Origin of the sequence: Pseudomonas sp. PDNC002, from assembly GCF_016919445.1 — a bacterium.
In the GTDB taxonomy this organism is placed as follows: Bacteria; Pseudomonadota; Gammaproteobacteria; order Pseudomonadales; family Pseudomonadaceae; genus Pseudomonas.
Map to the genome: position 1 here is coordinate 2348904 of NZ_CP070356.1, position 21507 is coordinate 2370410.

22 protein-coding genes are annotated in these 21507 nt (G+C 62.8%); 14 read left to right on the forward strand and 8 right to left on the reverse strand.

Translation table 11 applies throughout. From position 1 onward, the window contains the following. Nucleotides 1-65 precede the first annotated feature (65 nt). Nucleotides 66-1214, reverse strand: coding sequence for a Do family serine endopeptidase AlgW (gene algW, locus JVX91_RS10905; RefSeq protein WP_205339232.1), 1149 nt, complete (start codon nucleotides 1212-1214; stop codon nucleotides 66-68). 113 nt (nucleotides 1215-1327) lie between these two features. Between algW and JVX91_RS10910 the strand changes: the two genes are divergently transcribed. After that, nucleotides 1328-2086 carry a Nif3-like dinuclear metal center hexameric protein gene (locus tag JVX91_RS10910; protein WP_205339233.1) on the forward strand — a complete coding sequence of 253 codons (759 nt, stop codon included), beginning with the start codon at nucleotides 1328-1330 and terminating at the stop codon, nucleotides 2084-2086. Between the two features lie 53 nt (nucleotides 2087-2139). Here the strand turns inward: JVX91_RS10910 and mltB are convergent, their stop codons facing one another. Next, entirely contained in the window at nucleotides 2140-3237 is a 1098-nt protein-coding gene (gene mltB, locus JVX91_RS10915) for a lytic murein transglycosylase B (protein ID WP_205339234.1), read from the reverse strand. Nucleotides 3238-3573: 336 nt separating this feature from the next. Between mltB and cysD the strand changes: the two genes are divergently transcribed. Together cysD and cysN are read left to right on the forward strand one after the other, a co-directional pair. After that, a complete protein-coding gene (cysD, locus tag JVX91_RS10920; protein ID WP_054906606.1) occupies nucleotides 3574-4491 on the forward strand; it encodes a sulfate adenylyltransferase subunit CysD in 918 nt (305 codons plus the stop codon). A 12-nt stretch (nucleotides 4492-4503) separates the two neighbouring features. Then, a complete protein-coding gene (gene cysN, locus JVX91_RS10925; protein ID WP_205339235.1) occupies nucleotides 4504-6402 on the forward strand; it encodes a sulfate adenylyltransferase subunit CysN in 1899 nt (632 codons plus the stop codon). A gap of 423 nt (nucleotides 6403-6825) precedes the next feature. Here cysN and JVX91_RS10930 read toward each other — a convergent pair whose 3' ends face one another. Further along, a complete protein-coding gene (locus JVX91_RS10930) occupies nucleotides 6826-7266 on the reverse strand; it encodes a DUF1043 family protein (protein WP_205339236.1) in 441 nt (146 codons plus the stop codon). Between the two features lie 139 nt (nucleotides 7267-7405). Between JVX91_RS10930 and JVX91_RS10935 the strand changes: the two genes are divergently transcribed. The 3 genes from JVX91_RS10935 (at nucleotide 7406) to zapE (ending at nucleotide 10622) form a co-directional block, all read left to right on the forward strand. Beyond that, nucleotides 7406-8032, forward strand: coding sequence for an alpha/beta hydrolase (locus JVX91_RS10935; protein WP_205339237.1), 627 nt, complete (start codon nucleotides 7406-7408; stop codon nucleotides 8030-8032). 60 nt (nucleotides 8033-8092) lie between these two features. After that, entirely contained in the window at nucleotides 8093-9433 is a 1341-nt protein-coding gene (locus tag JVX91_RS10940; protein ID WP_205339238.1) for a tryptophan--tRNA ligase, read from the forward strand. A gap of 94 nt (nucleotides 9434-9527) precedes the next feature. After that, on the forward strand, nucleotides 9528-10622 hold the full coding sequence (zapE, locus tag JVX91_RS10945; protein ID WP_205339239.1) for a cell division protein ZapE: 1095 nt from the start codon (nucleotides 9528-9530) through the stop codon (nucleotides 10620-10622). Between the two features lie 142 nt (nucleotides 10623-10764). On the opposite strand, the gene JVX91_RS10950 is transcribed toward zapE, so the two are convergent. Next, the gene (locus JVX91_RS10950; protein WP_205339240.1) at nucleotides 10765-11730 is read right to left on the reverse strand and encodes a hypothetical protein; all 966 of its coding nucleotides are present in this window, start codon (nucleotides 11728-11730) and stop codon (nucleotides 10765-10767) included. A gap of 91 nt (nucleotides 11731-11821) precedes the next feature. Further along, the gene (locus tag JVX91_RS10955) at nucleotides 11822-12721 is read right to left on the reverse strand and encodes a GlxA family transcriptional regulator (protein WP_205339984.1); all 900 of its coding nucleotides are present in this window, start codon (nucleotides 12719-12721) and stop codon (nucleotides 11822-11824) included. Nucleotides 12722-12983: 262 nt separating this feature from the next. On the opposite strand from JVX91_RS10955, the gene JVX91_RS10960 reads away from it, so the two are divergent. Continuing rightward, nucleotides 12984-14120, forward strand: a complete 1137-nt coding sequence (locus JVX91_RS10960; protein ID WP_205339241.1) for an acyl-CoA dehydrogenase family protein — start codon at nucleotides 12984-12986, stop codon at nucleotides 14118-14120. A 56-nt stretch (nucleotides 14121-14176) separates the two neighbouring features. Here JVX91_RS10960 and JVX91_RS10965 read toward each other — a convergent pair whose 3' ends face one another. Then, nucleotides 14177-15214 carry an NADP(H)-dependent aldo-keto reductase gene (locus JVX91_RS10965; protein ID WP_205339242.1) on the reverse strand — a complete coding sequence of 346 codons (1038 nt, stop codon included), beginning with the start codon at nucleotides 15212-15214 and terminating at the stop codon, nucleotides 14177-14179. A 246-nt stretch (nucleotides 15215-15460) separates the two neighbouring features. Between JVX91_RS10965 and rplM the strand changes: the two genes are divergently transcribed. The 7 genes from rplM to JVX91_RS11000 all read left to right on the forward strand — a co-directional run bounded on the left by rplM (nucleotide 15461) and on the right by JVX91_RS11000 (nucleotide 20256). Then, nucleotides 15461-15889: a 50S ribosomal protein L13 gene (gene rplM, locus JVX91_RS10970; protein ID WP_205339243.1), complete on the forward strand. Its 429-nt coding sequence runs from the start codon at nucleotides 15461-15463 to the stop codon at nucleotides 15887-15889. A 14-nt stretch (nucleotides 15890-15903) separates the two neighbouring features. Then, on the forward strand, nucleotides 15904-16296 hold the full coding sequence (gene rpsI, locus JVX91_RS10975) for a 30S ribosomal protein S9 (protein WP_017518120.1): 393 nt from the start codon (nucleotides 15904-15906) through the stop codon (nucleotides 16294-16296). 249 nt (nucleotides 16297-16545) lie between these two features. Continuing rightward, nucleotides 16546-17136 (forward strand): ubiquinol-cytochrome c reductase iron-sulfur subunit, encoded by a 591-nt coding sequence (petA, locus tag JVX91_RS10980; protein ID WP_205339244.1) that lies wholly within the window; start codon nucleotides 16546-16548, stop codon nucleotides 17134-17136. Beyond that, nucleotides 17136-18347 carry a cytochrome bc complex cytochrome b subunit gene (locus JVX91_RS10985; RefSeq protein ID WP_045209611.1) on the forward strand — a complete coding sequence of 404 codons (1212 nt, stop codon included), beginning with the start codon at nucleotides 17136-17138 and terminating at the stop codon, nucleotides 18345-18347. The genes petA and JVX91_RS10985 overlap by 1 nt, the downstream gene beginning before the upstream one ends. Beyond that, nucleotides 18347-19129, forward strand: a complete 783-nt coding sequence (locus JVX91_RS10990; RefSeq protein ID WP_205339245.1) for a cytochrome c1 — start codon at nucleotides 18347-18349, stop codon at nucleotides 19127-19129. Before JVX91_RS10985 ends, JVX91_RS10990 begins: the two co-directional genes overlap by 1 nt. A 93-nt stretch (nucleotides 19130-19222) precedes the next feature. Continuing rightward, nucleotides 19223-19840 (forward strand): glutathione S-transferase N-terminal domain-containing protein, encoded by a 618-nt coding sequence (locus JVX91_RS10995; protein WP_205339246.1) that lies wholly within the window; start codon nucleotides 19223-19225, stop codon nucleotides 19838-19840. An 11-nt stretch (nucleotides 19841-19851) separates the two neighbouring features. Next, nucleotides 19852-20256 (forward strand): ClpXP protease specificity-enhancing factor, encoded by a 405-nt coding sequence (locus tag JVX91_RS11000; RefSeq protein WP_081517483.1) that lies wholly within the window; start codon nucleotides 19852-19854, stop codon nucleotides 20254-20256. A 61-nt stretch (nucleotides 20257-20317) separates the two neighbouring features. Here the strand turns inward: JVX91_RS11000 and JVX91_RS11005 are convergent, their stop codons facing one another. Together JVX91_RS11005 and JVX91_RS11010 are read right to left on the reverse strand one after the other, a co-directional pair. Then, on the reverse strand, nucleotides 20318-20896 hold the full coding sequence (locus JVX91_RS11005) for a BON domain-containing protein (RefSeq protein WP_205339247.1): 579 nt from the start codon (nucleotides 20894-20896) through the stop codon (nucleotides 20318-20320). Continuing rightward, nucleotides 20893-21486, reverse strand: a complete 594-nt coding sequence (locus JVX91_RS11010; protein WP_017518113.1) for a phosphoheptose isomerase — start codon at nucleotides 21484-21486, stop codon at nucleotides 20893-20895. Before JVX91_RS11010 ends, JVX91_RS11005 begins: the two co-directional genes overlap by 4 nt. Nucleotides 21487-21507 lie beyond the last annotated feature (21 nt).

Below are 21507 nucleotides of genomic sequence, written 5' to 3' on the forward strand. Positions count from 1 at the left end.
AAAAGAAAACGGCGCCCTCGGGCGCCGTTTTCGTTTCCGGGAGTGGCCGGGAACGGATTGCCAGATCAGTTGCCGTTGGGCGCAGGCGGCGGGCGTAGGCCGACTTCGGCGTTGAGCGTCACCTGCTTGCCATTGCGCAGCACTACGATGGTGATCTTCTCGCCCGGCTTGGTGCGAGCCACCTGGTTCATCGAGCGACGGCCATCGCTGGCGGCCTCGCCATCGATGTTCAGGATGATGTCGCCGGGCAGCAGGCCGGCCTTGGCGGCGGGGCCGTCGCGGTAGACACCGGCGACGACGATACCGGCCTTGTCCGTGAGGTCGAAGGATTCGGCCAGCTCCGGGGTCAGCGGCTGCACTTCGACGCCGAGCCAGCCGCGGATCACCTGGCCGTGCTCGATGATCGACTGCATGACCTCCAGGGCCAGCTTGGTCGGGATGGCGAAGCCGATGCCCTGGGAGCCGCCGGACTTGGAGAAGATCGCGGTGTTGATGCCGATCAGGTTGCCGTTGGCGTCCACCAGCGCGCCGCCGGAGTTGCCCGGGTTGATCGCCGCGTCGGTCTGGATGAAGTCTTCGTAGGTGTTCAGGCCCAGCTGATTACGGCCGGTTGCGCTGATGATGCCCATGGTGACGGTCTGGCCGACGCCGAAGGGGTTGCCGATGGCCAGGCAGACGTCGCCGGTGCGGATGCCGTCGGAGCGGCCGAGCATGATCGAGGGCAAGTCCTTGAGGTCGATCTTCAGGACCGCAAGATCGGTCTCCGGATCGCTTCCCACCAGGCGGGCGATGGTCTCGCGGCCATCGCGCAGGGCCACGACGATCTGGTCGGCGCCGGAGGTCACGTGGTTGTTGGTCAGCAGGTAGCCTTCGGGGCTCATGATCACCGCCGAACCCAGGCTCGATTCCATGCGCTTCTGCTGCGGCAGGTTATCGCCGAAGAAGCGCCGGAACAGCGGGTCGTCGAGCATCGAGTTGTTCGGCTTGCTGACCATCTTGGTGGTGTACAGGTTGGCTACGGCGGGCGAAGAGCGGGTCACCGCATCGGCGTAGCTGACCGGACCCTGCTGGAGGCGGCTGAGCAGCGGGGCCTGTTGCAGGTGCACTTCCTGCTGCGGAAGGCCGACCCATTGCGGGTTATGCTGGATAATCAGTAGCGCCAACAGGACGCCAACCAGCACGGGCCAGCCGAGGAAACGCAGGGCCTTCAGCATCGAAGAAAATCCTTGGGGTTGCTTGGCCGGGGGATGGCCGATAGGGTGGCCGCCATTATACGGGCGGCGAGCCAAGAAAATAGACGCTCGCAGCCGATGTTGGAGGAATTTCGATGGCAATCTCGCTGAGCACATTGGTCGAGGAAGCTGACCGTTTTCTGGACGCTGCGAAGATCCAGGATTACTGCCCCAACGGCTTGCAGGTCGAGGGCCGTCCGCAGGTGCGCCGCATCGTTTCCGGCGTCACCGCCAGCCAGGCGCTGCTGGATGCCGCGGTGGAAGCGGGCGCCGATGTGGTGCTGGTTCACCACGGCTATTTCTGGAAGGGCGAGGACGCTCGCGTGGTCGGCATGAAGCAGCGTCGCCTGAAGACCCTGCTGAACAACGACATCAGCCTGTTGGCCTATCACCTACCGCTGGATCTGCACGGTGAAGTCGGCAACAACGTGCAGCTGGGGCGCCTGCTCGGTTTCGAGATCGAAGGACCGTTGGAGCCGGGAAATCCGCGCTCCATCGTGCTGGTGGGCTCGTTGCCAGAACCCATGCTGCCGAGCGACCTGGCCATCCACGTGCGCGATGTGCTCGGCCGCGAGCCGCTGCTGGTGGACGGCGGCCAGCCGATCCGGCGCATTGCCTGGTGCACCGGCGGTGCCCAGGGCTACATCGACCAGGCGATTGCCGCTGGCGTCGATGCGTACCTGACCGGTGAGGTCTCCGAACAGACCGTGCACAGCGCGCGGGAGAACGGCATCAGCTTCATCGCTGCCGGCCACCACGCCACCGAGCGCTACGGCGTGCAGGCGCTGGGGGATTACCTGGCCAAGCGCTTTGCCATCGAGCATCTGTTCATCGATTGTCCGAACCCTGCCTGATTCTTCAGGGCATGAAAAAGCCGGCTCAATGAGCCGGCTTTTTTGTGCGCGCCTCAGCGGTAGCCGTGGCGCTGGCGGTCCACTGCCTTGCCCAGCTCCCACACCGCCATGGCGTAGTGCGTGCTGTGGTTGTAGCGGGTGATGACGTAGAAGTTCGGCAGGCCGTACCAGTACTGGTAGGTGTTGCCCATGTCCAGGCGCAGCAGGCTGGCACTTTGGTGATTGCCCAGCGAACCCTGCGGGCGCAGGCCGGCGGCGGATAGCACGCTGATCGGGTACTGGGTCTTGAAACCGTCTTCCAGTGAGCGCGCCTGGCCGATGGCAGGGATCGCCACCGCGTCACCGCTAATCCAGCCGTGCTGCTTGAAGTAGTTGGCCACGCTGCCGATGGCGTCGCGCGGGTTCCACAGGTCGCGGTGGCCGTCGCCGTCAAAGTCCACGGCGTACTGGGTGAAGGAGGAGGGCATGAACTGCCCGTAACCCATGGCTCCAGCGTAGGACCCGCGCATCTCCAGCGGGTTGTCGCCTTCCTTGCGTGCCTGCAGGAGGAACTGCTCCAGCTCGCCGCTGAAGAACTCGGCGCGACGCGGGTAGGAGAACGACAGGGTGGCCAGCGCGTCGATGATGCGGGTCTTGCCCATCACGCGACCCCAGCGGGTTTCCACGCCGATGATGCCGACGATGATTTCCGGCGGCACGCCATAGGTGCGCGAGGCGCGCTGCAGGTCGGCTTCGTACTGGTTCCAGAACAGCACACCGTTCTGCACGTTGTCCGGGGTGATGAACTTCTTCCGGTAGCGCAGCCAGGCGCCGTTCGGGCCGCTGGGCGGGGTGTAGGTCGGCGCCTGGCGATCCATCAGGCGGATTACCCAGTCCAGCTCGCGGGTCTGGGCGAACAGGTCCTGCAGGTCCTGGCGGTTGAAGTTGTGCTGGCTCACCATTTTGTCGATGAAGCGCTGGGCACTGGCATTGCCGGCGAAATCACCGCGTAGCGGGGTGATCGGTTGCACCGAGCCGAATGCCGGGTGCGCGCTGGGCGAGATCAGGGTGGGTGTCGTCGGCTTCTGGGCCGGCTGCGGGGCGGGAGTCGGTTTGCTGCTGCACGCGGAAATCAGGACGAGCAAAGGCAGGGCGAAAGCGATGCGGCGCATGGGAAATCTTCTGGGACAGGAAAACGTGCCGCTATGCTAGCGCAGTGCCGGCCGGGCACAAGCCGGGAGCATGCAGCTGGGGATGCTGACTCTGTTGCAGGAAAAGTCCCCGGTGGGGATCCAGCATCCCCTTTCAGGCATTGCCAATTCTCGCTCCAGCTTCCTCGCCGGGCCCCTTCCGACATGAAAAGGAGCCTGTTCCGGCAGTGAGCGCGTATGGCTATATAAGTATATTTTTTCGGTATAACCGGCCCCCCGGTTAGCACCTTGCGCTGTGATAGAGTGCGCGCTCGTCTACGGCCCGCCGGCCGTCCATAAGCAATTCCGTGAGTAGCCATGGTCGACAAACTGACGCATCTGAAACAGCTGGAGGCCGAGAGCATCCACATCATCCGCGAGGTCGCCGCCGAGTTCGACAACCCGGTGATGCTGTACTCGATCGGCAAGGATAGCGCGGTGATGCTTCACCTCGCGCGCAAGGCTTTCTTCCCCGGCAAGCTGCCGTTCCCGGTGATGCATGTCGACACCCGCTGGAAATTCCAGGAGATGTACAGCTTCCGCACCAAGATGGTCGAGGAACTGGGCCTGGACCTGATCACCCACATCAACCCCGATGGCGTGGCGCAGGACATCAACCCGTTCACCCACGGCAGTGCCAAGCACACCGACATCATGAAGACCGAGGGCCTCAAGCAGGCGCTCGACAAGTACGGTTTCGATGCGGCCTTCGGCGGCGCCCGTCGTGACGAAGAGAAGTCCCGCGCCAAGGAGCGCGTCTACTCGTTCCGCGACAGCAAGCACCGCTGGGACCCGAAGAACCAGCGCCCCGAGCTGTGGAACGTCTACAACGGCAAGGTGAAGAAGGGCGAGTCGATTCGCGTCTTCCCGCTCTCCAACTGGACCGAGCTGGACATCTGGCAGTACATCTACCTCGAGCAGATCCCGATCGTGCCGCTGTACTTCGCCGAAGAGCGCGAAGTCATCGAAATGAACGGCTCGCTGATCATGATCGACGACGAACGCATTCTCGAGCACCTCACGCCCGAGCAGAAGGCCAGCATCCAGAAAAAGATGGTGCGTTTCCGTACCCTGGGCTGCTACCCGCTGACCGGCGCGGTCGAGTCGACCGCTACCTCGCTGCCGGAAATCATCCAGGAAATGCTGCTGACGCGGACTTCCGAACGCCAGGGCCGGGTCATCGACCACGACGCCGCCGGCTCGATGGAAGAAAAGAAACGTCAGGGTTACTTCTAAGGTTCTCGCACCATGTCGCATCAATCCGATCTGATCAGCGAGGACATCCTCGCCTACCTGGCCCAGCACGAGCGCAAGGAACTCCTGCGCTTCCTCACCTGCGGCAACGTCGACGACGGCAAGAGCACCCTGATCGGGCGCCTGCTGCACGACTCCAAGATGATCTACGAGGACCACCTCGAGGCCATCACCCGCGACTCGAAGAAAGTCGGCACCACCGGCGATGACGTCGACCTGGCGCTGCTGGTCGACGGCCTGCAGGCCGAGCGCGAGCAGGGCATCACCATCGACGTGGCGTACCGCTACTTCAGCACCGCCAAGCGCAAGTTCATCATCGCCGACACCCCTGGCCATGAGCAGTACACCCGCAACATGGCCACCGGCGCGTCCACCTGCGACCTGGCCATCATCCTGATCGACGCCCGCTACGGCGTGCAGACCCAGACCCGCCGGCACAGCTTCATCGCCTCGCTGCTGGGCATCAAGCACATCGTCGTGGCCATCAACAAGATGGACCTCAAGGGCTTCGATCAGGGCGTGTTCGAGCAGATCAAGGCCGACTACCTGCAGTTCGCCGAGAAGATCAACCTCAAGACCAATTCCCTGCACTTCGTGCCGATGTCGGCGCTGAAGGGCGACAACGTGGTCAACAAGTCCGAGCGCTCGCCGTGGTACACCGGCCAGTCGCTGATGGAAATCCTCGAGACCGTGGAAGTCGCGGGCGACCGCAACCTCGACGACATGCGCTTCCCGGTGCAGTACGTCAACCGCCCGAACCTGAACTTCCGCGGCTTCGCTGGCACCCTCGCGAGCGGCATCGTGCGCAAGGGCGACGACGTCATCGCACTGCCGTCGGGCAAGGGCAGCAAGGTCAAGTCCATCGTCACCTACGAAGGTGAGCTGGAGCAGGCAGGTCCGGGCCAGGCCATCACCCTGACCCTGGAAGACGAGATCGACGTCTCCCGCGGCGACATGCTGGTGCATGCCGACAACCGTCCGCAGGTCACCGATGGCTTCGACGCCATGCTGGTGTGGATGGCCGAAGAGCCGATGCTCCCTGGCAAGAAATACGACATCAAGCGCGCCACCAGCTACGTCCCGGGTTCGATTCCGAGCATCACCCACAAGGTGGACGTGAACACCCTGGAAGAGACCGCCGCCAGCGAACTCAAGCTCAACGAGATCGCCCGCGTGAAGGTCAGCCTGGATGCGCCCATCGCACTGGATGGCTACGAACAGAACCGCACCACCGGCGCCTTCATCGTCGTTGACCGCCTGACCAATGGTACCGTCGGTGCCGGCATGATCATCGCCGCGCCGCAGGCGACCCATGGTGCCGCCGCGCACCACGGCAATGGTCATGTAGCCCGCGACGAGCGCGCCGCCCGCTTCGGCCAGCAGCCCGCTACCGTGCTGTTCAGCGGCCTTTCCGGCGCAGGCAAGAGCACCCTGGCCTACGCCGTTGAGCGCAAGCTGTTCGACATGGGCCGCGCGGTCTATGTGCTGGACGGCCAGAACCTGCGCCACGACCTGAACAAGGGCCTGCCGCAGGATCGCGCCGGTCGCAACGAAAACTGGCTGCGCACCGCCCATGTGGCCAAGCAGTTCAACGAAGCCGGCCTGATCAGCCTGTGCGCCTTCGTCGCCCCGAGTGCCGAAGGCCGCGAGCAGGGCAAGGCGCTGATCGGTGCCGAGCGCTTCGTCACCGTCTACGTCCAGGCTTCCCCGCAGGTCTGCCGCGAACGTGATCCGCAAGGTCTGTACGCCGCCGGCCAGGACAACATCCCGGGCGAGTCCTTCCCGTACGATGTGCCGCTGGATGCCGATCTGGTGATCGACACCCAGAGCCAATCGGTGGAAGAGGGCGTCAAGGCGGTTCTCGACCTGCTTCGCCAGCGCGGCGCAATCTGATCGCACAGCACTGAGATGAAAAAGCCCCGCACCTGCGGGGCTTTTTCTTGGGTGATGCCTGGCAGCCCCCATGCTCGGAGCAGCCCGCTTTCGTAGGAGCGGACCTTGTCCGCGAAATGCATCCATCCTGCCTGAGGACGTCCGTCATCCCCCACTCGCCTGGGCAGTTCCAGACCGTCGCGTGTTCCGCAAAAGGCGCCGCTGACTCCTGATTGTGTCTGCTTGGTTGCGGCATGAAGTAGGTCCGTGCTTCGTGACCAAACCATTATTCGCGGCCTGCGCAGGATGCTGAGGGAGTGGGCTTTTGAGGGTGTGGTGTGGCTGTGGGGAGTCGCGGACAAGGTCCGCTCCTACGGCGTCATGACTGAGTTCTGCCCATAAAAAAGCCCCGCAACTGCGGGGCTTTTTTATGGGTGCGAGATATCAGTATTTGCTCTTCAGCCCGTACGTCTCGTCCAGGGTGCCCGGGCCGTCGCCGGTCTTGGGCGCGTAGTCGCGCGGCGCTTCGTTGTTCGCCGGCGGGGTCAGGCGCTCGCGGCGCTCGGGGTATTCGTCCGTGTGCAGGGCGGCCAGCAGGCGCTGCTTGGTCTGTTCGTCCAGGGCCAGGCGCTCGGCGCCTTCGGACAGATGATCCTGCACATCCTGATAGCTCTGGGTGAGCTTCTTCATCAGGCTGGCAGAGGTGCTGAAGTGGGTCACCACTTCGCGCTGGTAGCTGTCGAAACGATCCTGCATGTCGTCTACCTGACGCTGCAGCTTGTTCGGCGCGGCGTTGGGCAGCAGGCGGGCGATCAGAAAGCCGATGCCGGCCCCGACGATCAGGGCGAGTAGCGGCAGCAACCAGGTGGTGAGGGACTGTTCCACGCGAATCCTTCCTCTATAGACGGCTTTGCTTTACGTTAGCGGCTTGCACCTGTGCTTGTATACCGTGGCGAATGCTTCGCCGCCTGCGCAGGTATTGAGCTAGACGAGACGACCCGCCACGGGGTCACGGAGCTGTTGTTTGACCACCCGCGAAATCCCCCTGTTCCTCGATGGTCCCGAAGGCCAACTGGAAGCCTTGCACCTCGCCACGCCGGACGCCAAGGGCGTCGCGCTGATCTGCCATCCGCACCCGCTGTTCGCCGGCACCATGCAGACCAAGGTGGTCGCCACCCTGCAGCGCGCCGCACGGGATGCAGGATACGCCACCCTGCGTTTCAATTTTCGTGGCGTGGGTCAGAGCGCCGGCAGTTATGCCGAAGGCCGTGGTGAGATCGACGACGCGCTGGCCGCCGCGCGCTGGCTGGCCGGGGAGCATCCAGGGCTGCCGCTGACGCTGATGGGCTTCTCCTTCGGCTCCTGCGTGGCTGGCAATGCTGCGGAGCGCCTGGAAGAGCAGGGCGCTGAACTCGCACAGTTGTTCATGCTGGCGCCGCCGGTGGAGCGTTTCGACGTCGACTTGCCCGAGCAGTGCCCGCTGACGGTGATCCAGCCGGAGGCCGACGAAGTGGTCACGCCTGAGCGCGTGTATGCCTGGAGCGCGGAGCTGAGCAAGCCCCACGAACTGATCCGCGTGCCCGAGTGCAGCCATTTCTTCCACGGCAAGCTGATCGAGCTCAAGGACCTGATACAGGCCCGGCTCGCCTAGGCCGCCAAGCCGCGTTACCATCCGGCCCGCCATTTCATTTGTGTTGATTCCTGGATTCCCATGACGACCCGTATCCTGACCGGCATCACCACCACCGGTACTCCGCACCTGGGCAACTACGCCGGCGCCATCCGCCCGGCCATCGTCGCCAGCCGCGATCCGCAGGCAGATTCCTTCTATTTCCTGGCCGACTACCACGCGCTGATCAAGTGCGATGACCCGACGCGCATCCAGCGTTCGCGTCTGGAAATCGCCGCCACCTGGCTGGCCTGCGGCCTGGATGCTGACAAGGCGACCTTCTATCGCCAGTCCGATATTCCCGAAATCCCCGAGCTGACCTGGCTGCTCACTTGCGTCAGCGCCAAGGGCCTGCTCAATCGCGCCCACGCCTACAAGGCCTCGGTGGACAAGAACGTCGAGGCCGGCGAAGACCCGGACGCCGGCGTCACCATGGGCCTGTACAGCTACCCGGTGCTGATGGCCGCGGACATCCTGATGTTCAACGCGCACAAGGTGCCGGTCGGCCGCGACCAGATCCAGCACGTCGAGATGGCCCGCGACATCGGCCAGCGCTTCAACCACCTGTTCGGCAACGGCAAGGAGCTGTTCACCCTGCCCGAGGTGGTGATCGAGGAAGACGTGGCGACCCTGCCGGGCCTGGACGGCCGCAAGATGTCCAAGAGCTACGACAACACCATCCCGCTGTTCGGCAGCGCCAAGCAGCTCAAGGACGCCGTGGCGCGCATCGTCACCGACTCCCGTGCGCCGGGCGAGCCGAAGGACCCGGACAACTCCCACCTGTTCACCCTGTACCAGGCCTTCTCCACCCACGAGCAACAGGCCGCGTTCCGCGCCGAGCTGCTCGGTGGCCTGGCTTGGGGTGAAGCCAAGCAGCGCCTGTTCGAGCTGCTCGACAATGAACTGGGCGAGGCCCGCGAGCGCTATCACGCGCTGATCACCCGCCCGGCTGACCTGGAGGACATCCTCCTGGCCGGCGCCGCCAAGGCCCGCCGCATCGCCACCCCGTTCCTCGGCGAGCTGCGCGAAGCCGTGGGCCTGCGCTCGTTCCGCGAGCAGGTGCAAGTGGCCAGCGAAGGCAAGAAGAAGGCCGCCAAGGCCGCGCGTTTCGTCAGCTTCCGCGAGGACGACGGCTTCCGCTTCCGCCTGCTGGATGCCGCCGGTGAGCAGTTGCTGCTTTCCATCGCCTTCGCCGACGGCAAGGCCGCCGGCCAGGTGACCAAGCGCCTGCAGTCCGAGGAGCTGGACCTGCATGCCGAGCTGAACGCCTTCAGCGTGCGTCTGGATGGCGAAGCCGTGGCGTACAGCCCAGAGTTCTCCTCTGATGCGGAGCGCGACGCCGCCATGCAGCGTCTGCGCGAGGCTCTCGCTCCGCAGGAGTGAGGGTTTGCAGGCCGGTCCGACTACCGGCCAATTGCCAAGCAACGGGGGCGCCGCTAAAGTGTGCGCCCCCGTTTTCGTTGCCTTGCTACCGATCATGACGCCTCTTCAGCGCTACCAGGAAGACCTCAAACGCCCCGATTTCTTCCACGACGCCGCGCAAGCGAACGCCGTGAAGCACCTGCAACGCCTCTACGACGACCTGGTCGCCGCTGATAAAGGCAAGACCGGCCTGTTCGGCAAGCTGCTGGGCAAGAAGTCCCAGGAGCCGGTGAAGGGCCTGTACTTCTGGGGCGGTGTCGGCCGCGGCAAGACCTACCTGGTGGATACCTTCTTCGAAGCGCTGCCCTTCAAACAGAAGATGCGCACGCACTTCCACCGCTTCATGAAGCGCGTCCACGAGGAAATGAAAACCCTCAAGGGCGAGAAGAACCCGCTGACCATCATCGGCAAACGTTTCGCCGACGAAGCGCGGGTAATCTGCTTCGATGAATTCTTCGTCTCCGATATCACCGACGCGATGATCCTCGCGACCCTGCTGGAAGAGCTGTTCAAGAACGGCGTCAGCCTGGTGGCAACCTCCAACATCGTGCCGGACGGCCTCTACAAGGACGGCCTGCAGCGCGCGCGCTTCCTGCCCGCCATCGCGCTGGTCAAGCAGCACACCGAAGTGGTCAACGTCGACAGCGGCGTGGACTACCGTCTGCGCGCCCTGGAGCAGGCCGAGCTGTACCACTGGCCGCTGTCCGAGCAGGCCGACCAGGCCATGACCCGCGACTTCAAGGCATTGACGCCGGAGTGCGCCGCAGCGACCCGTGATGACGCGCTGATGATCGAGAACCGCGAGATCCGCGCACGCATCACCTGCGATGACGTGGCCTGGTTCGAATTCCGCGAGCTGTGCGACGGCCCGCGTAGCCAGAACGACTACATCGAGCTGGCGAAGATCTTCCACGCGATCCTGATCTCCAACGTCGAGCAGATGGGCGTGGCCAAGGACGATATGGCCCGCCGCTTCATCAACCTGGTGGACGAATTCTACGACCGCAACGTCAAGCTGATCCTCTCCGCCGAGGTGGAGCTGAAGGACCTGTACACCGGCGGTCGCCTGGAGTTCGAATTCCAGCGCACCCTGAGCCGCCTGCTGGAGATGCAGTCCCACGAATACCTGAGCCGCCCGCACCGTCCCTGATAGTTCGGTAAACGAAAAAGGCTGCCCTAGGGCAGCCTTTTTTGTTGTGGCTCTTCGTAGGAGCGAGCTTGCTCGCGAACATTTCACCGGCAGCTCGGAAGCTGGGCGGTTCGCGAGCAAGCTCGCTCCTACAAATCAAGACTCAGCGCTGGGCCATCTCCTGCTGCGCCTTCTTCAGCAGTTGCTGGGCGTGGGCGACTTCCAGCGCCTCCATGGCGTTGATCGGCTTGATCGCCACGGCCTTCTTCAGTTGTTCCAGCGCCTTCTGTTCCTCGTCCTCGCCGTACACGTAGCTCAGCGCATTGGCGTACTCGTAGTGGCCGATGGGCAGGTCGTCGGCGGCGCGGAAGGATCGGGCAAAGTACTGTTCCATCTTGTCCGCGCTGACCCCGTAGGTCATTTTGCCCACCAGCTTGCCGACCTTGCGGATCACACCGGCCTCATAGCCGCCATAGAGCGCCAGGGCGAAGGGCTGGTTCGGCTGTTTGGCCAGCAGGGCGTCCAGTTCCTTGGGGATCTCGCTGGTGTAGCCGCGCTTGAGCACCACCGGCACCGGCAGGTCTTCGGCCAGGCGGGCCTTGGCGTAGGCGCGGCCGAACTGAGCGATGGGGTCGGCATTGAGCAGCGGGCCGGCTTCGTCGGTGTAGCTGATCACTTCTTCCAGCAGACGTTGCTTCTCGTCCTGGTTCGGCGCGAGGAACATGGCGTAGAGCACCTGGGCGAACATGCCCGGCACCTGGCCGCGGACGCCCAGCGCCAGGCCATCTTTCTTGGCCTGGGCGAAGTCGCCGCGGAACACCTTGCGCCACACGTCCTGCAGCTTCTCGGCGTAGACCTGCGCCTCTTCCGGCTTACCGCTGAAGCCGGTGCCGGCGGCCACGGTTTTCTCCAGGGCTTCGGGATGTGTCGTGGCCATGGTCACCACCCAGTCCGCGTCGGGGAACGGGTAGTTCGCACCGAATCCGCGGGTGAGTCTTGGCCAGGCCTGGCGCAGCTTGTCGCCGCTGTAGTCGAAGGTGCTCTGGTCGTAGGGGAAGGGTTTCCAGGTGTCATCGGCCACAGCGGTGAGGCTGAAGACGGTCAGCAGGGCAAGCAGAAGGCGGCGCATGGCGATATCCCGTTGGGTTCTTGTTGTCGAAAGCTGCCCTGATCATAGGGCCGCCCCCGAGTCCGTGAACCCATCCTAGGGATGGCCTGTTTCAGCCTTCCTTCTGTTCGTACTGGCGCCGGTAATGGTTTGGCGAAAGGCCCGTGTGCTGGCGGAATAGCCGTGCGAAGAAACTGGCGTCGTCGTAGCCGACTTCGTAGCTGATGGTCTTGATGCTCTTGCGGCTGGTGGACAGCAGGTTGCGTGCCGTCTCGATACGCAGTCGCTGCAGGTAGTGCAGCGGCTTGTCGCCGGTGGCCGCCTGGAAGCGCCGCATGAAGTTGCGGATGCTCATGCCGTGCTCGCGGGCCACGTCCTCGAAGCGGAACTTGTCGGAGAAGTGCTCTTCGAGCCAATGCTGGATCTGCAGGATCGCCGGGTCATGATGCAGTTTCTGTCCGCCGAAGCCGAGACGGCCGGGGACGTAGCTGCGCTGCACCTCATAGAGGATGTCGCGGGCCACGCCCTGGGCCACGGCGGCGCCGCAGAAGTGCTCGATCAGGTAGATGTACAGGTCGCAGGCCGATGTCAGGCCGCCGGCGGTGTAGATGTTGTCGGCGTCGGCGATGTGTTTTTCCTGGTTGAGCTGCACCTTTGGGTAACGCTCGGCGAATTCGCGGAAGAAGCGCCAGTAGGTCGTCGCTTCCTTACCGTCCAGCAGGCCAGCCTCGGCCAGCCAGAATACCCCGGATACCTCGCCGCAGAGTACGCAGCCGGCGGCATGGCGCTCGCGCAGCCAGGGTAGGACCTGCGGGTAGCGGTTCAGCAGTTCGTCGAAGTCGCCCCAGAAGGCGGGGAGAATGATCAGCTCCGGCTCGTCCAGGGCCCCGTGTACCGACAGGGTGTCACCACTGAAGCTCTGCACCGGCTGGCCGTCCGGGCTGACGATACGGGTTTCGAAGCTGGGTTGCAGGCCGAGGCCCTGCTGGCGGCCATGGCGCAGTGCGGCCATGTGGAAGAAGTCCTTGGCCTGCATCAGGGTAGAGCCGAACGCGCCGTGGGTGGCGAGGATGCTGACGCGGCGCAGCACGCGGGAAGCTGGATTGGGCATCGATTCTTGTACTTCTTATGGATGTCTTTGCATGACGCTAAAGTGGTCATGATGCGGCTGGATCGTCTTATTTTTTGGCGAAAGTGTCCAGTGCAGAGCGGTTCGCGCTGTCCTACAGTCGGCGTTCCTACAATTCCAATAATCCGATCCGCAGGTACAGCGCATGATTCCGAGAACCCTGTTCACTTCCGACCACGAATTGTTCCGCGACAGCGTCCGCAAATTCCTCGAGCAGGAGGCGGTGCCTTTCCACAGCCAGTGGGAAAAGGACGGTCACATCGACCGCGCGCTGTGGAACAAGGCCGGCGAGGCGGGAATGCTCTGCTCGCACCTGCCCGAGGCGTACGGCGGCATGGCTGCGGACTTCCTCTACAGCGCCGTGGTGATCGAGGAAATCGGTCGCCTGGGCCTGACCGGCATCGGCTTCTCGCTGCATTCGGACATCGTCGCGCCCTACATCCTTCACTATGGGAGTGAAGAGCTGAAGCAGCGCTACCTGCCCAAGCTGATCTCCGGCGAGATGGTCTCGGCAATCGCCATGACCGAGCCGGGCGCAGGCTCCGACCTGCAGGGCGTGAAGACCACCGCCGTGCTGGATGGCGATGAGTACGTCATCAATGGCTCGAAGACCTTCATCACCAACGGCTGGCTGGCCGACCTGGTGATCGTGGTCGCCAAGACCGACCCGAAGGCTGGCGCCAAGGGCACCAGCCTGTTCCTGGTGGAGGCCGGCACGCCGGGCTTCAGCAAGGGCAAGCGGCTGGAGAAGGTCGGCATGAAAGCCCAGGACACCTCCGAGCTGTTCTTCCAGGACGTGCGCATTCCCAAGGAGAACCTGCTGGGCAAGGAAGGGCAGGGCTTCATCTACCTGATGCAGGAACTGCCCCAGGAGCGCCTGACGGTTGCCCTCGGCGCGCTGGCCTCGGCCGAGGCGGCGCTGAAGTGGACGCTGGAGTACACCCGTGAGCGCAAGGCTTTCGGCAAGTCTGTGGCGGATTTCCAGAACACCCGCTTCAAGCTGGCCGAGATCGCCACCGAGGTACAGGTTGGCCGGGTATTCGTCGATCGCTGCCTGGAGCAGCACCTGGAAGGCAAGCTGGACGTGCCGACTGCTGCCATGGCCAAGTACTGGACCACCGACCTGCAGTGCAAGGTCCTCGATGAGTGCGTGCAACTGCATGGCGGCTACGGCTACATGTGGGAATACCCGATTGCTCGCGCCTGGGCCGATGCGCGCGTGCAGCGCATCTACGCAGGCACCAACGAGATCATGAAGGAGATCATCGCCCGCGCGCTGTAATCGGCACGGATGAAAAAAAGCCCGGCATCGCCGGGCTTTTCTGTTTTGCGGGGCATTCAGGGTGCCGGGTTCGGCTGGTCCTTGTGGATTGCCTCGATGCCGGCCAGCACCTCGTCGGAGAGCTTCAGGTCGAAGCTGCCGAGGTTGGCTTCCAGTTGCTCGAGGTTGGTCGCGCCAATGATGTTGCTGGTTACGAACGGCCGGGTTGTGACGAAGGCCAGGGCCATCTGCGCCGGGTCCAGGCCGTGCTCGCGGGCCAGGGTCACGTAGCGGTCGCAGGCGCTGGCGGTCTGCGGGTTGGTGTAGCGGGTGAAACGGCTGAACAGGGTGATCCGCGAGTTGACCGGGCGCGCGCCGCCAAAATACTTGCCCGAGAGCATGCCGAAGGCCATGGGCGAGTAGGCCAAAAGGCCGATCTGTTCACGGATGGCGATTTCCGCCAAGCCGACTTCGAAGCTGCGATTGAGCAGGTTGTAGGGGTTCTGGATCGACACCGCGCGCGGCCAGCCGCGCTCCTGGGCGATCTGCAGGAAGCGCATGGTGCCCCAGGGCGTCTCGTTGGACAGGCCGACATGGCGGATCTTGCCGGCGCGGACCTGCTCGTCGAGCACTTCCAGGGTGTCTTCCAGCGCCGTGAAACTCTCGTCCTTGTGCTGGTAGCCCAGTTGGCCGAAGAAGTTCGTGCTGCGCTCGGGCCAGTGCAACTGGTAGAGGTCGATCCAGTCGGTCTGCAGGCGCTTGAGGCTGCCGTCCAGCGCCGCGACGATATTCTTCCGATCCAGTTTCAGCTGGCCGTCGCGGATGTGGCTGATCGAGTTGCCAGGGCCGGCGACCTTGCTGGCGAGTACCCAGTCGGCGCGATCACCGCGTTGGGCGAACCAGTTGCCGATGATCTGTTCGGTGCGGGTGTAGGTTTCCGCGCGCGGTGGAACCGGGTACATCTCGGCGGTATCGATGAAATTCAGACCGGCGGCCTTGGCCCGTTCGATCTGGGCGAAAGCCTCGCTTTGCGTGTTCTGCTCGCCCCAGGTCATGGTCCCCAGGCAGAGGGCGCTGACTTTCAGTTCGGTGCGGCCGAGCGGGCGGTACTCCATGCAGGTCTCCTCATGAAAACAAGTGCGTCATACGGTTGAAAATTCTGCCGGAATCTGCATAATTCCGCAGCCTTTCATCGGTGGGGGATGCCAAAGCCTGCCGATTGATACATCTAGTCGTTACGGACGCACACCGACCCGAGCCCCAATTCGTGTCTGTCTTCGGCTGTCCTTGACTTGTCAAGGCAACCACTGTCCAGTAAGATTCGCCGTCTTATTTTCAGGCGGCCCCTGAGGCTATAACGAATGAAAACTTATACCGCGAAACCAGAAACTGTTAAGCGCGACTGGTTCGTCGTCGACGCTGCTGGCCTGACCCTGGGTCGTCTGGCTACCGAGATTGCTACCCGCCTGCGCGGCAAGCACAAGCCGGAATACACCCCGCACGTTGACACCGGCGACTACATCGTCGTCATCAACGCCGAGCAGGTTCGCGTCACCGGCGCCAAAACTACCGACAAGATGTATTACCATCACTCGGGCTTCCCGGGCGGTATCAAGTCGATCAACTTCGAAAAGCTGATCGCCAAGGCTCCTGAGCGCGTTATCGAGACTGCCGTCAAAGGCATGCTGCCGAAGAACCCGCTGGGTCGCGACATGTACCGCAAGCTGAAAGTGTACAAGGGTGCCAACCACCCGCACACCGCTCAGCAGCCTCAAGAACTGAAGATTTAACGGGATAGCTCATTATGTCGGCGACTCAAAATTACGGCACTGGCCGTCGTAAGACCGCTACCGCTCGCGTCTTCCTGCGTCCGGGTACTGGCAAGATCTCCATCAACAACCGCTCCATCGAGCAGTTCTTCGGTCGTGAGACCGCTCGCATGGTTGTCCGTCAGCCGCTCGAGCTGACCGAGAACACCGAGAAGTTCGATATCTACGTGACCGTCGTTGGCGGTGGCGTAAGCGGCCAGGCCGGTGCGATCCGTCACGGTATCACCCGCGCTCTGATCGAGTACGACGAAACCCTGCGCAGCCCGCTGCGCAAAGCCGGCTACGTCACTCGCGATGCTCGTGAAGTTGAACGTAAGAAAGTCGGTCTGCGTAAAGCGCGTAAGCGTCCGCAGTACTCCAAGCGTTAATACGACGCTTCGAAAAAAACGCCCAGATCCTTTGGACTGGGCGTTTTTTTATGTCTTCAATAAGGTCGTGCGGCAAGGTGTCGCATCCGCGTAAGCCGCGCCGTGCAAGGCTTTCAGGGGTTGCGTAACAGGCTATTACCTTGTCATCACAAGGGCTTTTCTTTACCATTTGGCGAATTTTTTGCGCGGCTCGAATTTTTACTTAAAAGCCTGATTTGAACAGGCTTGAAGCTGATGGGAGACGACTGAATGAGTAATGACGGCGTGAATGCAGGCCGGCGTCGCTTCCTTGTCGCGGCCACTTCGGTGGTTGGTGCGGCAGGAGCGGTCGGAGCTGCGGTCCCGTTCGTGGGGTCATGGTTCCCCAGTGCCAAGGCGAAGGCCGCTGGCGCGCCGGTGAAGTACAACGTAGCCAAGATCGAGCCGGGTCAGCAGGTCATCGCTGAGTGGCGCGGCAAGCCGGTGTTCCTGGTGCATCGCACCAAGGAAATGCTGGACGCGCTGCCGACCCTCGACGGGCAACTGGCCGACCCCGAGTCGAAGGCTTCGGAACAGCCGGCCTACGTCGATCCCAAGGTACGTTCGATCAAGCCGGAGCTGGCAGTGATCGTTGGCATCTGCACCCACCTGGGCTGCTCGCCGACCTTCCGCCCGGAAGTCGCTCCCGCCGACCTCGGTCCGGACTGGAAGGGCGGTTACTTCTGCCCATGCCACGGCTCCCATTACGACCTCGCCGGCCGCGTTTACAAGGGACAACCTGCGCCCCTGAACCTGCCGATTCCGCCCTATTCGCTTGATGGTGATGAATTGACCATCGGTGTGGACCAGGAGAAAGCCTGATGAACAAGTTCATGGCTTGGGTCGATGCCCGCTTCCCCGCCACCAAGATGTGGGAAGACCATCTAAGCAAGTATTACGCCCCGAAGAACTTCAACTTCTGGTACTTCTTCGGCTCCCTCGCACTGCTGGTCCTGGTTAACCAGATCCTCACCGGTATCTGGCTGACCATGAGTTTCACTCCCTCGGCGGAAGAGGCGTTCGCGTCCGTCGAGTACATCATGCGAGATGTAGATTACGGCTGGATTATCCGCTACATGCACTCCACCGGTGCGTCGGCGTTCTTCGTGGTCGTCTACCTGCACATGTTCCGTGGCCTGCTGTACGGCTCCTACCAGAAGCCGCGCGAGCTGGTATGGATCTTCGGCATGCTGATCTACCTCGCCCTGATGGCCGAGGCCTTCATGGGCTACCTGCTGCCCTGGGGCCAGATGTCCTACTGGGGTGCCCAGGTGATCATCTCGCTGTTCGGCGCCATCCCGGTCGTCGGCGAGGACCTGGCACAGTGGATCCGCGGTGACTTCCTGATCTCCGGCATCACCCTGAACCGCTTCTTCGCGTTGCACGTGATCGCGCTGCCGATCGTTCTGCTCGGCCTGGTCGTGCTGCACATCCTGGCGCTGCACGAAGTCGGCTCGAACAACCCCGACGGCGTGGACATCAAGAAGAAGAAGGACGAGAACGGCATTCCGCTGGATGGCATTCCGTTCCACCCGTACTACACCGTCAAGGACATCGTCGGTGTCGTGGTCTTCCTGTTCGTCTTCTGCACCGTGATCTTCTTCTTCCCGGAAATGGGCGGTTTCTTCCTCGAGAAGCCCAACTTCGAGATGGCGAACCAGTTCAAGACCCCCGAACACATCGCTCCGGTGTGGTACTTCACTCCGTTCTACGCCATCCTGCGCGCCGTTCCGGACAAGCTGATGGGTGTCATCGCCATGGGCGCCGCCATCGCCGTGCTGTTCGTGCTGCCGTGGCTGGACCGTAGCCCGGTTCGCTCGATCCGCTACAAGGGCTGGCTGAGCAAGATCTGGCTGGTGATCTTCGCGGTTTCCTTCGTGATCCTCGGCTACTACGGCTCGCAAGCGCCGTCGCCGCTGGGCACCACGCTGTCCCGCCTGTGCACCATTCTGTATTTCGCCTTCTTCATCCTGATGCCGTTCTACACCCGGATGGAGAAAACCAAACCGGTTCCGGAAAGGGTGACTGGCTGATGAAAAAGCAATTCGCTGCATTTGTTCTGGCTCTGCTGCCTGTCTTCGGCTTCGCTGCCGAGGGCCATGGTCCGGCCCTGGACAAGGTCGATATCGACCTGACCGACAAGGCTGCCATGCAGGATGGCGCGCGTACCTTCGCCAACTACTGCATGGGCTGCCACAGCGCCAAGTTCCAGCGTTATGAGCGTGTTGGCCGAGATCTGGGTATTCCGGAAGAGCTGATGCTGAGCCATCTGGTGTTCACCGGTGGCAAGATCGGCGACCACATGGATATCGGCATGAAGCCGGCTGATGCCAAGGTTTGGTTCGGTGCTGCACCGCCGGACCTGACCCTGGTGGCCCGCGTACGTGGCGCCGACTGGCTATACACCTACCTGCGTTCGTTCTACGAAGATCCCAAGCGTCCGTGGGGCGTGAACAACAAGGTCTTCCCGAACGTCGGCATGCCGAACGTACTGGTGAGCCTGCAGGGCCGCCAGGTCATCGGTTGCAAGCAGGTTCAGGTCGTCGAGGATGGCAAGAAGCAGTACGATCCTCTGACCGGTACCCCGCTGACCCACGAGGCCTGCGACCAGCTGACCATCGTGCCGAAGTCGGGCCAACTGACCGAAGCTCAGTTCGACGAGAAGGTGAAGAACCTGGTGACCTTCCTGGCTTATTCGGCTGATCCGAACAAGCTGGACTCTCACCGCATCGGCACCTACGTCCTGCTGTTCCTGGCCTTCTTCTTCGTGTTCGCCTACCTGCTCAAGCGCGAATACTGGAAGGACGTGCACTAAGCACAACCAGTCGTAGTAACAAGCGCGCGCCCTACGGGGCGCGCGTGCGTTTTTCTACCTCCCACAAGAAAATCCTGCGAGGAGGCGCGCGGCATGGCCGCAATCAATAAGCTCACCTGCTTCTCCGATCCTTCCTGCCACTACAGCCATCGCGTGCGCCTGGTCCTGGCCGAGAAGAGTGTCGTCGCCGACATCATCGACGTACCGGCTGGCAATATCCCGGCCAAGCTCGCCGAAGTGAACCCCTATGGCAGCCTGCCGACGTTGGTGGATCGCGATCTCGCGCTCTACGAGTCGACGGTGGTCATGGAGTACCTCGACGAGCGTTATCCACACCCGCCTCTACTGCCGGTGTATCCGGTGGCTCGTGCCAACAGCCGCCTGCTGATGCACCGCATCCAGCGCGACTGGTGCAGTCTGGTGGATCGCATCCTCGATACCCGCCGCAAGGACGCCGAACGTGCCTTGGCGCGCAAGGAATTGCGTGAGAGCCTGACGGGTGTGTCGCCGCTGTTCGCCGACAAGCCGTTCTTCCTCAGTGACGATCTGAGCCTGGTGGATTGCTGCCTGCTGCCGATCCTCTGGCGGTTGCCAATACTGGGCATTGAGCTTCCACGACCGGCGAAGCCTTTGCTGGATTACATGGAGCGGCAGTTTGCACGGGAAACTTTCCGTGCCAGCCTGTCCTCTATCGAACGTGATATGCGCTAAGGAGCCCGATGATGAACTCCAGTCGTCCCTACCTCGTGCGAGCCCTCTATGAGTGGATCGTCGATAACGGCTGCACGCCGCATATCCTGGTGAATTCCGAGTACCCGGGCGTGCGGGTGCCGCCGGGGTATGCCAGCGACGGCCAGATCGTGCTCAACGTCTCGCCGACCGCCGTGCGCCACCTGCAGATGGACAACGAGGCGGTCAGCTTCGAAGGTCGTTTCGGTGGTGTTGCCCAGAGCCTGTACGTCCCGTCCCAGGCTGTCATGGCCATCTACGCGCGGGAGAACGGGCAAGGCATGGTCTTCGATCTGGAGCCGCCGGTGCCCACCGATGACGAGGATCTGCCGGATGACGGCCCCTCCGATGAGCCGCCGCGCCCCAGCGGCCGCCCGAGTCTCAAGGTGGTGAAGTAATAAAAAAGGCGACCCGAAGGTCGCCTTTTTCATGCCTGCAATCCTGCAGTGAACGGTTCGATCAGTCGATGTACTCGAACAGCCGGACGATCTTCTGCACTCCGTCCACCCCCTGCACCACCTGGGTGGCCAGGTCGCCTTCCTTGCGGGTAACCAGGCCCAGCATGTAGACGATGCCGTTCTCGGTCAGGATCTTGATGCGTGTGGAGGGTACGTTCGCGTCAGCGAGCATCTGGCTCTTGATCTTGGTGGTCAGCCAGGTGTCGTTGCTGCGAGCGGCCAGGGAGGAGGGTTGCAGGATCTGCAACTCGTTGTGCACGGTCTTGACCTTCTGCACTTCCTTGGCGGCCTGCTCGGCCTTGTTCTTCAGGTCTGCGCGCGGAGTCTGGCCGGCCAGCAGCACCACGCCGTTGTAGCTGATCACCACGACGTGGGAGTCGCGGTCGAGGCCCGGGTCGGCCTTGGCGACGTTGACCGCCACCTTGGTTTCGATCAGCGAGTCGTCGATCTTGCTGCCAAGGGTGCGGGTACCCTTGTCATCGTCGATCGGCTTGTCGCGGGTGGCGCTGACGAAACTGCTGCAGCCACCCAGTGCCATGGTCACGGCCAGAGCGGCAGCGATCAGAGGGGTACGGGTCATTCTTCACTCCCGAACAGTTGACGGTCGATGAGGTCGCACAGGCAATGGATGACCAGCAGGTGGACTTCCTGGATGCGTGCGGTGACCTTGGCCGGGACGCGGATCTCCACGTCTTCGGGCAGCAGCAACGATGCCATGTTGCCGCCGTCGCGGCCGGTCAGAGCTACGACAACCATTTCGCGATCATGTGCGGCCTGGATTGCTTGAATGACGTTCGCCGAGTTGCCGCTAGTGGAAATCGCCAGCAATACGTCGCCCGGTTGGCCCAGGGCGCGGATCTGCTTGGAGAAGACTTCGTTGTAGCTGTAGTCGTTGGCGATCGAGGTGATGGTCGAACTGTCGGTGGTCAGGGCGACGGCCGGCAAGCTCGGGCGCTCGCGCTCGAAGCGGTTCAGCAGCTCGGAGGAGAAGTGCTGGGCGTCGCCGGCCGAGCCGCCGTTGCCGCAGGAGAGAATCTTGCCCTCATTGAGCAGGGCGTTGACCATGACCATGCTGGCCTGCTCGATATGCGGGATGAGCACCTCGGTGGCCTGCTGCTTGGTCTCGATGCTGGCATGGAAGAGCTGGCGGATACGGGATTGCATGTCCATCAGGTGTGACCTTTCGTCGGG